17 protein-coding genes are annotated in these 14,101 nt (G+C 67.8%); 14 read left to right on the forward strand and 3 right to left on the reverse strand.

The annotated features are described in order from the left end of the window. From clpX to tig, 3 genes are all read right to left on the reverse strand, one after another. On the reverse strand, window positions 1–945 hold a 945-nt coding region (clpX, locus tag JHD82_RS17850), incomplete at its 3' end, for an ATP-dependent Clp protease ATP-binding subunit ClpX (RefSeq protein ID WP_199137879.1). A gap of 107 nt (window positions 946–1,052) precedes the next feature. After that, window positions 1,053–1,661 carry an ATP-dependent Clp endopeptidase proteolytic subunit ClpP gene (gene clpP, locus JHD82_RS17855; protein WP_012204529.1) on the reverse strand — a complete coding sequence of 203 codons (609 nt, stop codon included), beginning with the start codon at window positions 1,659–1,661 and terminating at the stop codon, window positions 1,053–1,055. Between the two features lie 135 nt (window positions 1,662–1,796). After that, on the reverse strand, window positions 1,797–3,107 hold the full coding sequence (gene tig, locus JHD82_RS17860) for a trigger factor (protein ID WP_012204528.1): 1,311 nt from the start codon (window positions 3,105–3,107) through the stop codon (window positions 1,797–1,799). Between the two features lie 570 nt (window positions 3,108–3,677). Between tig and JHD82_RS17865 the strand changes: the two genes are divergently transcribed. The 14 genes from JHD82_RS17865 to JHD82_RS17930 all read left to right on the forward strand — a co-directional run bounded on the left by JHD82_RS17865 (window position 3,678) and on the right by JHD82_RS17930 (window position 14,100). Then, window positions 3,678–3,896, forward strand: a complete 219-nt coding sequence (locus tag JHD82_RS17865) for a hypothetical protein (protein ID WP_012204526.1) — start codon at window positions 3,678–3,680, stop codon at window positions 3,894–3,896. Window positions 3,897–4,281: 385 nt separating this feature from the next. Next, a complete protein-coding gene (locus JHD82_RS17870) occupies window positions 4,282–4,485 on the forward strand; it encodes a tail protein X (protein WP_043824232.1) in 204 nt (67 codons plus the stop codon). Between the two features lies 1 nt (window position 4,486). Then, window positions 4,487–4,753, forward strand: a complete 267-nt coding sequence (locus JHD82_RS17875) for a hypothetical protein (RefSeq protein WP_012204524.1) — start codon at window positions 4,487–4,489, stop codon at window positions 4,751–4,753. Further along, a complete protein-coding gene (locus JHD82_RS17880) occupies window positions 4,750–5,331 on the forward strand; it encodes a glycoside hydrolase family protein (protein ID WP_199137881.1) in 582 nt (193 codons plus the stop codon). Before JHD82_RS17875 ends, JHD82_RS17880 begins: the two co-directional genes overlap by 4 nt. Next, on the forward strand, window positions 5,331–5,897 hold the full coding sequence (locus JHD82_RS17885) for a DUF2514 family protein (protein ID WP_012204522.1): 567 nt from the start codon (window positions 5,331–5,333) through the stop codon (window positions 5,895–5,897). The genes JHD82_RS17880 and JHD82_RS17885 overlap by 1 nt, the downstream gene beginning before the upstream one ends. Beyond that, window positions 5,881–6,390, forward strand: coding sequence for a phage tail protein (locus tag JHD82_RS17890; protein ID WP_199137883.1), 510 nt, complete (start codon window positions 5,881–5,883; stop codon window positions 6,388–6,390). Before JHD82_RS17885 ends, JHD82_RS17890 begins: the two co-directional genes overlap by 17 nt. Before the next feature lie 50 nt (window positions 6,391–6,440). Continuing rightward, on the forward strand, window positions 6,441–7,094 hold the full coding sequence (locus JHD82_RS17895; protein ID WP_307838104.1) for a phage baseplate assembly protein V: 654 nt from the start codon (window positions 6,441–6,443) through the stop codon (window positions 7,092–7,094). Next, window positions 7,091–7,441, forward strand: a complete 351-nt coding sequence (locus tag JHD82_RS17900; protein ID WP_199137885.1) for a GPW/gp25 family protein — start codon at window positions 7,091–7,093, stop codon at window positions 7,439–7,441. Before JHD82_RS17895 ends, JHD82_RS17900 begins: the two co-directional genes overlap by 4 nt. 8 nt (window positions 7,442–7,449) lie before the next feature. Next, window positions 7,450–8,295, forward strand: coding sequence for a baseplate J/gp47 family protein (locus JHD82_RS17905; protein WP_233174780.1), 846 nt, complete (start codon window positions 7,450–7,452; stop codon window positions 8,293–8,295). After that, window positions 8,292–9,272 carry a phage tail protein gene (locus tag JHD82_RS17910; RefSeq protein WP_141833969.1) on the forward strand — a complete coding sequence of 327 codons (981 nt, stop codon included), beginning with the start codon at window positions 8,292–8,294 and terminating at the stop codon, window positions 9,270–9,272. The genes JHD82_RS17905 and JHD82_RS17910 overlap by 4 nt, the downstream gene beginning before the upstream one ends. A 2-nt stretch (window positions 9,273–9,274) precedes the next feature. Continuing rightward, a complete protein-coding gene (locus JHD82_RS17915) occupies window positions 9,275–9,760 on the forward strand; it encodes a hypothetical protein (protein WP_012204516.1) in 486 nt (161 codons plus the stop codon). Window positions 9,761–9,770: 10 nt separating this feature from the next. After that, the gene (locus JHD82_RS17920; protein WP_199137887.1) at window positions 9,771–12,887 is read left to right on the forward strand and encodes a DUF4815 domain-containing protein; all 3,117 of its coding nucleotides are present in this window, start codon (window positions 9,771–9,773) and stop codon (window positions 12,885–12,887) included. Continuing rightward, entirely contained in the window at window positions 12,884–13,423 is a 540-nt protein-coding gene (locus tag JHD82_RS17925; RefSeq protein ID WP_047327083.1) for a hypothetical protein, read from the forward strand. Before JHD82_RS17920 ends, JHD82_RS17925 begins: the two co-directional genes overlap by 4 nt. Continuing rightward, a complete protein-coding gene (locus JHD82_RS17930; protein ID WP_199137889.1) occupies window positions 13,420–14,100 on the forward strand; it encodes a hypothetical protein in 681 nt (226 codons plus the stop codon). The genes JHD82_RS17925 and JHD82_RS17930 overlap by 4 nt, the downstream gene beginning before the upstream one ends. Window position 14,101 lies beyond the last annotated feature (1 nt).

Raw genomic sequence — 14,101 nt, forward strand, 5'->3', positions numbered from 1 at the left:
GGCCAGGGCCGTGACCACGGGCATGCGGCCGACCAGCTCGGGGATGATGCCGAACTTGATCAGGTCTTCAGGCTCGATCTCCTGGAACACTTCCGAGATGGAGCGCTGCTTCTTGCTCTTGACCGTGGCGCCAAAGCCGATGCCCGACGCCTCGGTGCGGTTCTCGATGACCTTCTCCAGGCCCGCGAACGCGCCGCCGCAGATGAACAGGATGTTGGTCGTGTCGATCTGCAGGAAGTCCTGGTTCGGATGCTTGCGGCCGCCTTGCGGGGGAACGCTGGCCATGGTGCCTTCGATGAGCTTGAGCAGGGCCTGCTGCACGCCCTCGCCCGACACGTCGCGCGTGATGCTGGGGTTGTCGGACTTGCGCGAGATCTTGTCGATCTCGTCGATGTAGACGATGCCGCGCTGTGCACGCTCGACGTCGTACTCGCAGCTTTGCAGCAGCTTCTGGATGATGTTCTCGACGTCCTCGCCCACGTAGCCGGCCTCGGTCAGCGTGGTGGCATCGGCCATGACGAAGGGCACGTTGAGCATGCGCGCCAGCGTCTGCGCCAGCAGCGTCTTGCCGGAGCCCGTGGGACCGATGAGCAGGATGTTGCTCTTGGCCAGCTCAATCTCGTCCTTGCCGGCCTTGTCCTTGTGGCGCAGGCGCTTGTAGTGGTTGTAGACGGCAACGGCCAGCGTGCGCTTGGGCAGGTCCTGGCCGATCACGTAGTTGTCCAGGTTGGCCTTGATTTCGGCGGGCGTGGGCAGGTCGCCTCGGCCGTCCTTGGCCTCGGTGCTGGGCTGCTCGTCGCGGATGATCTCGTTGCAGAGATCGATGCACTCGTCGCAGATAAAGACTGACGGACCCGCGATCAGCTTCTTGACCTCATGCTGACTCTTGCCGCAGAAGGTGCAATAAAGGTTTTTTTCGCTGGAGGAGCCTTTTTTCTCGGCCATGGGGTCGGTGCCTTGTTACAGAAATATGGAAAAGGATGATAACCAAATGGAAAGCGGCGTTTTCCGTAGGGGGAAAACGCCGCCCATTCTCATGCAGCCTCCGGACTTCAGGAGCGCTTGTTGATCACCTGATCGACCAGGCCGTAGTCCTTGGCTTCCTCGGCGGACAGGAAGTAGTCGCGCTCGGTGTCGTGCTGGATCTTTTCCAGCGGCTGGCCCGTGCGCTCGGCCAGGATCTTGTTCAGGCGCTCGCGGGTCTTGAGGATCTCGCGTGCGTGGATCTCGATCTCGGTGGCCTGGCCCTGCATGCCGCCCAGCGGCTGGTGGATCATGACCTGGGAGTTGGGCAGCGCAAAGCGCTTGCCCTTGGTGCCAGCGGCCAGCAGGAAGGCGCCCATGCTGGCTGCGATGCCGGTGCACAGCGTGGACACATCGGGCTTGATGAAGTTCATCGTGTCGAAGATGGCCAGGCCGGCGCTCACGGAGCCGCCGGGGCTGTTGATGTAGAACGAAATGTCCTTGTCGGGGTTTTCGCTTTCAAGGAACAGCAGCTGGGCCACGACGAGGTTGGCCGTCTGGTCATTGACAGGGCCCACCAGGAAGATCACCCGGTCCTTGAGCAGGCGCGAGTAGATGTCGTACGACCGCTCTCCGCGGCCGGACTGTTCGATGACCATTGGGATCATGCCCAAACCCTGAGTTTCCAATGCGCTCATGTTTTCTCCAGTACTAGGGGGCTACTTTAGCCGTATCCGGAAAGAAAATGGGGCTTGTGCGCCAAAGCACAAGCCCCGCAGATGCCAACCCGCCCGCCGATCTCACGAAGCGGCAGGCAGGCGGTGCTCAAACCCTCAGGCCTGGCCCATCAGTTCGTCGAAGGACACGGCCTTGTCGGAGACCTTGGCCTTGCCCAGCACGAACTCGGTCACGTTGTTTTCGATGACAACGGCTTCGACTTCAGCCAGGCGTTGGCGGTCGCCGAAGTACCAGCGTGCCACGTCTTCGGGCTTTTCGTAGCTGGCGGCCAGCTCTTCCACGTGGGCCTTGATCTGGTCGGGCGTGGCGTGCAGCTCGTTGGCGCGCACCAGCTCGGCCACCACCAGGCCCAGGCGCACGCGGCGCTCGGCTTGGGGCAGGAACACGTCTTCAGGGATCTCGGCCTTCTCGGCGTCCTTGATGCCGCGCTGCTGCAGCTCGGCGCGGGCGCCTTCCAGCAGACGTGCGACTTCAGCCTGCACCGACGCCTTGGGCAGTTCCAGCTCGGCCTTGGACACCAGGGCGTCCATCACGGCCTGCTTGTTGCGGCCCTGGACGCGGAACTTGACTTCACGCTCCAGGTTCTTCTTGATGTCGGCGCGCAGGCCTTCGACCGTGCCTTCAGCCACGCCCAGTGCCTTGGCAAAAGCCTCGTCCACTTCGGGCAGGTTGGCGGCTTCGATCTTCTTGACCGTCACCAGGAAATCAGCGGTCTTGCCGGCCACGTCCTTGCCGTGGTAGTCGGCGGGGAATGCCAGCGGGAAAGTCTTGGACTCGCCAGCCTTCATGCCGCGCACTGCGTCTTCGAATTCCTTGAGCATCTGGCCTTCGCCGACCAGGAACTGGAAGTCTTCAGCCTTGCCGCCGGAGAAGGTCTCGCCGTCGATCTTGCCTTCGAAGTCCACGGTCACGCGGTCGCCGTCCACGGCCACATCGGCCTGGGCGCGCTGTGCGAAGGTGCGGCGCTGCTTGCGCAGGATGTCCACGGTCTTGTCGATGGCGGCGTCGTCCACTTCGGCGGTCAGCTTCTCGACTTCGGCCGAGGTCAGGTCACCGATCTTGACTTCAGGCATCACTTCGAAGATGGCTTCGAACTGGGCCTCGCCCTCGGGAGCGCCTTCCTTTTCGGAGATGCGGGGCTGGCCAGCCACGCGCAGCTTGGCTTCGTTGACGGCCTGTGCAAAAGCCTCGCCAACCTTGTCGTTGAGCACTTCGTACTGCACCGAGTAGCCATAACGCTGGGCCACCACGCTCATCGGCACCTTGCCGGGACGGAAGCCGTCCATCTTCACGGTGCGCGCCACTTGCTTGAGGCGGTTCTCGACTTCGCTCTGGATGGAGTTCAGGGGCAGGCTCAGCGTGATCTTGCGCTCGAGCTTTTCAAGGGTTTCAACAGTAACGGCCATGTTTGTTCCTATGAGGGATTGGACCGTGCCGGCTGCTGTACAGCCCGCACCGTATTGCGCAAAAGTCACGGTGCGACGCGAGCCAAGCCAGTCGGCCGCGCGGCACCTCAGATTTCAAGGGCTTACATCACATGCACCTGGCCGCTGGGGACCGCACATGGTTCGCTCAACCCGTGATGTAAGCGAAGCCGGACATTATAAACGAGGCGGTTTTGCCTTCCAGACGCGCGCTCTTGCAGGGGAATCCCGCAATCCGCCTGGCCAATGCGCCTCCTCTACAGGAAGCGGGCTTGAGCAGTGTTCGCCGCAGTTGAGCGGCGTTGGTGCGTGGTGCGCGGGGGGCGGGTCGTTATCCATTCAAAAACAATCACTTGCCTTCACTGCGCGGGATCCGTGCGGGCCAATAAAAGCTTTCGAGGCCGCCCGGCACACGCCGACCCAACATGCGCGCAGCCCGACCAAAGGCCCTGCCAGTCATCGCCAATCAGCAGATGAAAAAGGGTCATATCAAATTGAAACATCTGGCCATTCGACCTATACTGTATGTGCATACAGTAGAAAGAAGACGCGATGCAGCACCAGATTGAGACGGTCAGGGACGATGTGGAAAGCGCCAGCGAGCAAGTGGCCGCCATCTGCGAGCTGCTGGCTGCAGCCCGGGGCACGGCCGTGCACGCCTCGGCCATTACCGCATTGCTGCTGCCCGTGTCACGCAAGCTCAGCGCGGCAGCGGGTGACCTGTCCGACCATCTTCATCGCAGCCAGGTAGTTGGCAGCAAGCGCTGCTAGACCCTCTCACCCCCACCATGACAAGACCCCGCCCTGCGGGGTCTTGTCATTTCTGCATTCGGCATGGCCGCTGGCGTGCCCGCAGCGCGCACAGGCTGCAGCGATTGCCGGGCCTGCTCCCGTCGGCAAACATGGCATTCATACCCGGCCCGCGCGCCGGACCCGGCATACCGCCTGCCCGGTGCCACCGCGATCCGGTGGCCTGAGGCGTTCCCGGCATCCGCAGCCACACGCATGGCGGGTGCACCAGGAACAGGTCCGCGCGGGCCGGCCCACGAGGAGCTTCAGTGAGTCTTGCCATTCCCTTTCCCGCGCCGGATCAGGCGATACCGCCACCGGCCCGTATCGCCGCTCCCGCCGACCCTGCACACAGGGAGCGCGCCTGATGCTGGCCATCGCCCGTGAATACGAAACGCTGGACGAGCTGTGCATGCGCCAGCTGGGCGCCACGCGCGGCGTGGTGGAAGCCACGCTGGAGCGCAACCCGGGCCTGTCGGCCCACGGTCCCCATCTGCCCGCCGGCCTGGCCGTCGAGCTGACCGAACCCGCCCAGGCGCCCAGCCTGCCCCTGATCAGCTTCTGGGATTGAAATGGACCGAGAAACCATCGTCAGGACCGCCGCCCTGGAGGGCGCCAAGGCCGCGCCTCCCGTCACCGTCGTGGCCGCTAACGTGGCCAATGGCTGGACCATGACCCATACCGCCACCGCGCTGACCATCGTCTACGTGCTGCTGCAGGCCGCGTATCTGCTGTGGCGCTGGCGCAATGAGCGCGAGGACCGGCGCGCGCGCCAGGCCGAGGACGCTGCGCGCAGGAAGGCGTCTTCGACCGCCACAGACACCGGAGCGGCCCCATGAGCACGGCCCGCATGCCAGCGGCAGGACTGGGCATTGGCGCGGCCATCGTTGCCGCCTGGATTGCTGCAGAAGGCTTCAGCGCGGCGCCCATCATTCCCGTGCAGGGCGATGTGCCCACCATCGGCCACGGCGCCACGCGCTACGAGGACGGCACACGCGTGACCCTGGCCGACCCGCCCATCACCCGCGAACGGGCGCGCGAGCTGGCGATCAACCTGCTGGAGCAGCAGTACGGCGCCTGCGTGCGCGATTCGCTGGATGACACGCGGGTGCACCCGGCCGAGTTCGCCCAGGCGGTGGACTTCGCAGGCCAATACGGCTGCGGGGCCTGGCGCGGCTCCTCGATGCTGGCCAGGACACGGGCCGGCGACTACGCCGGCGCCTGCCAGTCCTACCTGTCCTGGCGATTCATGACCAGCACCCAGCCTTTGCAGGGCTTCAGCGTCTATCGATGGGATGGCGCAGGCCGGCCGACGCGCTGGCGCTTTGACTGCTCTGCCCCCGGCAACAAGGTATGCCGCGGCGTGTGGACACGCCAGCAGGCGCGCCACGCGGCCTGCATGGAGGCCCAGCCTTGATGGACCGCCTGCAAACCCATGCCTGGCAGCTGCTGGCCCTGCTGCTGGCGGCGCTGCTGGTCTGGCAGTCGCTGGCGCGGCTGGGTGCCGAGCGCGATGCGGCGCAGGCACGCACGGATCTGGCGACCGATCGCCAGGCCGCTGCCACCGCCGCGCTGCACGCATCCGAACGCTATCGACAACGGGAAGGAGCCTACCGTGAACGCCTCGACTTTCTTGCACGCGACACGGACCTGGCCCTGGCGCGCGCTGCGGCGGATGCCGATGCTGCCCGCGCTGCTGCTGGCCGGCTGCGCGGCGACCTCGCCGACTACATCACCGCCCACCGTGCCGCCGCCCAGGCTCGCGCCGCTGCCGGACAGTGCGCGCCAGACACCGCAGCCCTCGATCTGCTCGCCGAGCTGCAGCGCCGCGCTGACGAGCGAGCGGGAGCGCTGGCGCGCATTGCTGACGACGCCCGCCACCGAGGCAGCGCCTGCGAGCGCGCCTACGACGCCGGGCTCGCCCTGACCAGCGCCCTGACCAGCACCATGACCCAGGACCCACGCCATGCTCAAGCCCGCTAGCCTGCGCGACGCGCTCGTCGCGGCCCTGCCCCAGCTGCAACAGTCGCCGGGGAACATCCGTTTCACCATCCAGAGGGGCCGTGTGGTCAACACGGGCACGCCGTCCCTTTCCTGGGAATACCGCTACACGCTCAGCCTGGTGATTGCAGACTTCACCGGCAGCATCGATGCCGTGACCGTGCCGCTGCTGGTCTGGGCGCGGCGCCACCAGCCCGACCTGTTCGACCATGCCGAAAGGCGCGAGCAGGCGATCCGCTTCGACATTGCGCCTCCTTCCACGGACCCTGCAGCCGCCTCGCAGCCGCAGCAGCTCGCCATCGAGATCGACCTGGTGGAGGCCGTGCTGGCGCGCCCGCGCGATGGCAGCCCCGGCGCCTTCGACCTGATCTACAAGCCCGAGCCGCCAGGCCAGCTCGACATTGCGCAGCGCCAGTTGTGGGAGCTGTTCCTGTTCGGCGAGAAGGTGGCCGAGTGGAACTACGACCCGCGCTGAGGCGTGGCCCTGCTCCATGCCGGGCTGCATGTCGGGCTGCATGTGGCAGCGTGCGCCACGCCCGGCACACGGCGACACGCAAGGGCCCGGCCGGCACCATCGATGCCATGGATTCGCCCGTCGCACAAACCGAGAGCCCGTACGAGATCATCCGCCGTCTGGAGGGGCTGATCCGCACGGGCACCATCGCCGCAGTCCGCCATGCGCGTCCTGCGCGCTGCCGCGTCAAGACCGGCAACCTGACCACCAACTGGATTCCCTGGCTGGCCCTGCGCGCCGCGGGCGAGAACGCCAGCGTCTGGTGGCCGCCTGCGGTGGGCGAGCAGTGCGTGCTGCTGTCGCCCGGCGGCGACCTGCTGGGCGCCGTGGCGCTGACCGGCATCTACAGCAGCGCCGCAGCCCAGCCCAGCGACCGCGAAGGGGTGTGCCACACGCAGTGGAGCCCCACCGATTTCATGGAGCACGACAGCACCACGGGCCGTCTCAACATCAACGTGGCCCACGGCATCACGCTGCGCGTGGGCAACTCGGTGATCAGCATCGACGAGCAAGGCATCAGCCTGCAGGCCGGCGGCGGTTCGGCCACCGTCAATGCGCAGGGCCTGGCCGGCGCGCCCGATGTGACCACCGGCCCCATCAGCCTGCTGCGCCATCGCCATGGTGGCGTCAGGGCGGGCGACGCCATCACGCAGGGGCCGCTATGAACCGCCACACAGGCCGCCGCATCGAGGGCATGGAGCATCTGCGCCAGAGCGTGGCCGACATCCTGTCCACGCCCATCGGCTCACGCGTGATGCGCCGCGACTATGGATCGCTGGTCCCGGCGCTGCTGGACCAGCCCGACAACAACGCCACCCAGGCGCGCCTGCGCGCCGCCGTGGCCAGCGCGCTGATGCGCTGGGAGCCCCGCATCCGCCTGACACGCATCGTGATCGAGCGCGATCCGACCGCACCCGGGCGCGCCGACCTGACGCTGATCGGCACCTTCAACAACACGCGCCGCCCGGCCCCGCTGAGCCTGCAGATGCCCATTGCCCGCACCCTTTCATGAAGCAAGACATGACCCCTGCACTGGACGCCCTGCCGCCGCCCGGCGTCGTCGAGACGCTGGATTTCGAGCGCATCCTCGACGCCCACCGCGCCGATCTGCTGGCGCGCCACCCCGAGGCCGCCGAGGTCCTGGCGCTGGAGAGCGAGCCGCTCAACAAGCTGCTGGAGGCGCACGCCTACCGCGAACTGCTGTACCGGGCGCGCGTCAACGATGCCGCGCGTGCGCATTTGATTGCGTTCGCCCAGGGCTCGGACCTGGACCACAAGGGCGCCTTCTACGATGTGGCCCGACTGCCCGGCGAAAGCGACGAACGCTACCGCCAGCGCATCCTGCTGCGCGTGCGCGCGCTGGCCGGCAGCGGCACGGCCGAGCACTACGAGCACCTGGCCATGACGGCCAGCGCCAATGTGCACAGCGCCATCGCCACACAACCCCAGCCCGGCCGCGTGAGCGTGCAGCTGTGGCTGGTCGAGCCCGCACAGGCCGAAGAGACCCTGGCCATCGTGCTGTCGGCCCTCAATGCGCCAGGCGCACGGCCGCTGGGCGTGCCCGTGTCGGTATCGCTGGCGCGCCCGCACCCCATCGACATCACGGCGCGCCTGCTGCGCGAGCCCGGTGCGCCCGTGGACATCGTGGCGCGCCTGCAGGCCGGCCTGGCCGCCCAGATCGCGGCCTACGCGCTGCTGGGCCGCGATGTGCCGCGCTCGTGGATCACCACGCGCCTGCATGTGGACGGCATTGCCCGCGTCACCTACCCCGACGCACAGGCCCCGGCCGAGCTCACGCCGCTGGCTGCAGACGAATACCCGGTGCTGGGCCGAGTACAGCTGGTGGACGAGGGCCTGCAGGCATGAGCACCGCCGCCATCGTCCCGACGGCGCCCCGCCGCCACGTGCTGCCGCCCAACGCCACGGCGCTGGAGAAGGCCGTGGACCAGGTCGTCCCGAATTGGGACGGCCTGGCCGGCGCCTTTCCCGCGCCGGCCCATGGCGAGCCTGCGGCCTTTCTGCCCTGGCTGGCGGCCGAATGGGGCATCGCCCAGTTCGACCGCTACTTCGACGACGTGCCCGCCCTCATCGCCAACGGCCTGCCCTGGCTGCGCGAGCGCGGCACGGCCGCGTCCATGCAGCGCGCGCTGGGCTGGCTGGGCTATGACGGCGCGCAGCTCGACGAGGATGGTGCCTGGCTGCACCTGGACCTGGGCCGCATCATCGGCGACGCAGAGCTGGCCAGCGTGGCCCATGTGGTGCGCGCCAGCCTGCCGGCGCACGTGCGCTTTTACCGCGTCTTCCACGGCCACGACCTGCGCCCGCTGCGGCTGGACCACGGCCCGGGCCTGGACGCCGGCATGCTGGACAACGACAGCGGCACCTGGATCGATGTGTCGCCGTATGGCGAACCCGTCAAGCTCAGCCAGGGCCTGCCCCGTCGCACCGGCACCGAGGCACCGCCTTCGGACGGCGTGCTCACGGCCCAGCTGTTCCGCGTCACCACCATCGCCACCTATGCCGACCGCATGCTGCTCGATGCCTGGACGCTTGACAGCGAGATCCTGATCGACGCCAGCCTGGGCATCACCGAAGTCAACGCCACCACCACGGGCGAGCCCGCCTACTACGCGCCGCTGCGGCCCATTCCCGCCCAGGCCATGGCCACCCACAGCGCCTGGACGGCGCCCGCTCCGCTGGCCCTGGCCAGCCTGCACCCCTGGGCCAGCACCGAGCGCCCGCACGACAACACCCGTACCTGGACCGGACGCTGGGACAGCACGCCCTGGCGCCGATCCTTCGAAACCCGCACCACCACCACCGAAGAACCCGAGGAACCCTGAACATGGCAGTTCTGCAGCAAGCGGGCCGCATCGCCCTCGCCAAGGCGGTCGCCGCCCAGACCATTCACATCGCCTGGGGCCGCGGCCTGCCCGCCTGGGACGCCGCGCCCGAGCCCGAACCCATCACCGCCAACGCCCTGGTCGACGAAATCGGCCGCCGCCTGGTCACCGAGGTGCGCTTTGCGCGGCCGGACGACAACGGCGAGATCGAGCTGCCCAGCGGCGCGCGCTACAGCGTCAGCGACACACCCACCACCTTCGTCTACCTGCGCGCGGCCTTCGGCTTTGACGACGCCAAGGGCGAGGACGTGCGCGAGATGGGCGTGTTCTTCGGCACCCAGGTCGCCACGGACGTGCCGCCCGGCCAGCGCTGGGTGCTGGCCAGCCAGCTGACCGGCAAGGGCGAGCTGTACACGCTGGAGCGCCGCCCCCGGATCCTGCGCAGCGGCAGCGTGCGCCAGGTCGAAGAAATCATCCTCCCCTTCTGAACGGCACCCCATGAGCCAGACCAAGATCTACGACCGCTTCGACGCCGGCAAGCGCTACGACAGGCTGCAGTTCGCGGCCGACCGCGTGCTGCAATCGGCCGAACTCAACGAGCTGCAGAGCATGCAGCAGCACCGCCTGCGCGGCATCACCGATGTGCTGTTCAAGGAGGGCGACATCGTCCGCGGCTGCCAATGCATCACCTCCGCCGACACGGGTGCCACCACCATCGAGGCCGGCGCGCTCTACGTGGCCGGCGCCGTGCGCGGCATCACGCCGGGCACGCTCACCGTGGCCACCGTGGGCACGGTCTACGTGGGCGCCTACCTGCAGACCGACACCGTCACCGAGCTGCAGGACCCCGAACTGCTCAACCCCGCCGCCGGCACGCGCGGCTATGGCGAGCCCGGTGCGCTGCGCGAGCGCGTCACCCTGGTCTGGGGCGCGCAGGGCGACGGCACGGCCGGCACCTTCTATCCCGTGTGGACCATCATCGACGGCTCCGTCATGCCCAAGGAGCCGCCGCCCAACATCGACGCCGTCACCCAGGCCCTGGCCCGCTATGACCGCGACAGCGCGGGCGGCACCTACGTCGTGCGCGGCCTGGACGTGATCATGGGCGAGGACCTGGCCACCGGCCAGCAGGTCTACACCGTGCGCGAGGGCGCCGCCCGCGTCAACGGCCATCCGCTGGAGCTGGGTGCCAGCCGCCGCCTGGTCTACGAGGCCAAGCCCGACCTGTTCTTCGTGGACAGCGAGCCCCACACCTCGGCCGGCACGGCCGCCCAGCGCATCCGCTTCGACCGCCAGCCCGCTGTCGGCACGCCCCAGGTGCGCGTGCAGGCGCGCAAGACCGTCACGCTCACGCATGGCGGCTTCACGGGCGCGGCCGACCCGCTGCCCGACAACGCCGTACTGGCCGTGGACAGCGTGGTCCAGGCCGGCACCACCTACGTGCAGGGCACGGACTGGAAGCTGGTGGGCGGCCAGATCGACTGGAGCCCCTCGGGCGCCGAGCCCGTGCCCGGCAGCACCTACCAGGTCACCTACCAGTACATGCTCAACGCCACGCCCACGGCAGTGGACTCCACGGGCTTCACCGTGGAAGGCGCGCTCAAGGACACCCTGGTACTGGTCAGCTACCACTACGCGCTGCGCCGCTACGACCGCCTGGTGCTCAACAGCGAAGGCCAGCTGCAATGGGTGCCCGGCGTGCCAGCCGCCTGGTCGCCCAAGGTTCCGGCCGCACCCAGCGGCACCCTGGCCCTGGCCTCGGTCTACCAAAGCTGGGACAGCAACCGCCGCGTGGACCAGGACGCCGTGCGCGTCGTGCCCATGCAGACCCTCAAGGCCTACCAGGACCACATCCAGACCATCTACGCCGACCTGGCCGAGCTGCGGCTGTCGGTGGACGTGTCGGGGCGGCACAGCGGGGTCAAGAAGGGGTTGTTTGCGGATCCGATGCTGGACAACGGCCTGCGCGATGCGGGGCGCAGCCAGAGCGCCCATATCCTCGGCGGACAGCTGCAGTTGCCCATGAACGCCGCGCTGTACCAGATCGGCACCGACATCACCACGCCCCAGACCACGCCTTACCAGGCCGTGTCCGTGCTGGGCCAGCTGGGGCGCACCGGCACCATGCTGGTCAACCCATACGGCGCCTTCGACGTTCTGCCCAGCGCCGCCACCCTGACACCCGCCGTGGACTACTGGACCGACGTGCAGACCCAGTGGGCCAACCCCATCCTGGTCTGGCTCACACCCAGCCAGGCGCGTCCCACGGAGACCCAGAAGCTGCTGTCCGAGTCCACTTCGGCACTGGAGCATCTGCGGCAGATCGAGGTGCAGTTCTGGCTGGATTTCCCGCTGGGCGAAACCCTCACCGAGCTGATCTTCGGTGGTATTGCCGTCACGCCCCAGCCGCTGGCAGGCGGCACGCTCGTGGCCACGGCCCAGGGCCTGAAGGGCAAGTTCAAGATCCCGGCGGGCGTGCCCTCGGGCACCAAGAGCGTGCGCTTCACAGGCCGCGCCGGCAGCCACGCCGAAGCCGTCTTCACCGGCCAGGGCCAACTGCTCGAACGCAGCGTGTCCAAGATCACTGTCCAGATCTACGACCCGCTGGCCCAGACGTTCACGCTGAGCTCCACCCGGGAGATCTGCGGCACGCGCCTGTGGTTCTCTACCGTGGGTGACAAGGATGTGCAGGTACAGCTGCGCGAAGTCACCGGCGGTGTGCCATCGCGCAGCATCCTGGCGGAATGCGTGCTCAAGCCCGCACAGATCCAGGCCGACATCGCTGGCGCCAAGCCCACCCAGGCGCAATGGGCACCTGCGTTGCTGGAGTCCGGCGTCGAATACGCCATCGTCGTGCTGACCAACGACGCCACCACGGCCCTGGCTGTGGCCGAGCTGGGCGGCTGGGACGCGGCGCGTGCCCAGTGGGTCACCAGCCAGCCCTACAGCGTGGGCGTGCTGCTGTCCAGCAGCAATGCCAGCACCTGGACACCGCACCAGACACGCGACATGGCATTCGAGCTGCTGGCGACCGAACACACGGCCACCACGCGCACCATCGAGCTGGGCAGCATCGCCGTGCAGGACGCCACCGACCTCATGGTCCAGGCCGGCGCCATGCTGCCCGCGGCCGACGCGCAACTGGTCTTCGCCATGCAGTTGGAGGACGGCACCACGCTCGAGGCCGCTGCAGGGCAGCCCGTGCAATTGGCCAGCCGCTACAGCGGCAACGTGGCCGTGCGCGCCAAGCTCTCTGGCAACACCAACCACGCAGCCCACCTGCTGCCGGGCATGCAGCTGGTGGCCGGCAGCCTGCAGGCCACGGGCGACTACATCAGCCCCGCCATCAACGCCGGCACCAACGTCACGCTCAACGTCGTGGCCGAGGCCGTACTGCCCGCCGGCAGCGCTCTGGCCGTGCAGATGCAGGCCGAAGGCAGCAGCGCCTGGACCAACGTGCCCTACCTGAGCACCAGCCCCCAGACCGCAGGCGTGCTGGAGCTGAGCTACCGCCTCACCGGCATCAGCGCCGAGCGCCTGCGTGTCCGCCTTGTCCTCACGGGCAGCCACGGCGCCCGTCCCCAGGTCACCAACCTGCGAGCCATCGTGATATGACATTGCACGACGACAAGACAGCGCAGGGCTGGCCCCTGCCCCACCCCGACAACCGCCTGGAAGACGACGTGCTACGCCTGCGCCAAGCCGTGCAGGACGTGGACCAGGCGCTGACCGCAGCGCGCCAGCTCATCGACACCAAGGCCAGTTCCCAGGGCGTGCAGGACGCCATGGACGTGGTGGCTCACCGCATAGAGCAACTGGAGACCGCCGTCCAGTCGCTGAGCACCGGCAAGGTGGCCAGCGTCAACGGCGTGGCCGGCGTCAACGTCAAGCTCAACCCAGAGCACCTTGCGCTGGGCCCGGCCAACGGCGCCACCAGCGAAAGCTTCGGCTACGACGCCCAGGGCCGCATCAGCAGCATCACGCGCAGCGTCAACGGCTTCAGCGCCACCACCGCCGTCAGCTACGACGGCGCCGGCCGCGTCTCCCAGCAGCAGACCAGCTACCGCGGGCGCGTGCGCACGGAAACCTATGCCTACGACGCCGCCACGGGGCGGGTGTCGGGGGTGAATGCGACGGAGGTACAGGGATGAGTTTCGATCCCATCACGAATGCAGGCGTCAAGGCGCTGCAGGGTCAGGTCAACACGGTGCAGTCGCAGACGACTGCGCTGACGACGAAGCTGGCACAGATCGAGAGTACGTTGGCCGGTTTGGGGACGGCCGCTGCGCGCAAGCCGCTCAGGGTAACCATCTACACCTGGGGCGCCGCCACGCATACGTTTCTGCCCGAGAGCAGCTACCAATATGTCTGGTTGATAGGTGCCGGGGGTGCCGGAGCTGTTGGCTACTCGTACTCCAACACAAGAATGCGCATCGGAACGGGTGGAGGTGCTGGCGACGAACTCTATCGGCGAATCACTCTCACAGGAAGTGCGACCTACGAAGTTGGCGCAGGCAGTTCGGGGCGCGGAGGCAATACAAGACTCGGGCTGCTCTCAGTGGACGGGGGGCCTCCAGGCCAGACCGGTGATTTCGACTTTCCAGCCTATCCGACCACGCAATCGACGCGGCGAGGCCATGGCATAACACCCGGCAATGTGGGAGCACAGGCTGGGGGCTCTTCCAGCATGGGAGTTGGGGGCGTCTGCGGCAACAACACCGTCGATGCTACGTATCCCACGGGATACGGCGCAGGAGGAGGCGGAAGCTACCCTACCCGCGCGGCGACCCCTGGTGCTGGTGGCTACATTCGCATCGAGGAGTATTGAC

Origin of the sequence: Delftia sp. ASV31 (assembly GCF_016428765.1) — a bacterium.
Classification (GTDB): domain Bacteria; phylum Pseudomonadota; class Gammaproteobacteria; order Burkholderiales; family Burkholderiaceae_C; genus Comamonas; species Comamonas acidovorans.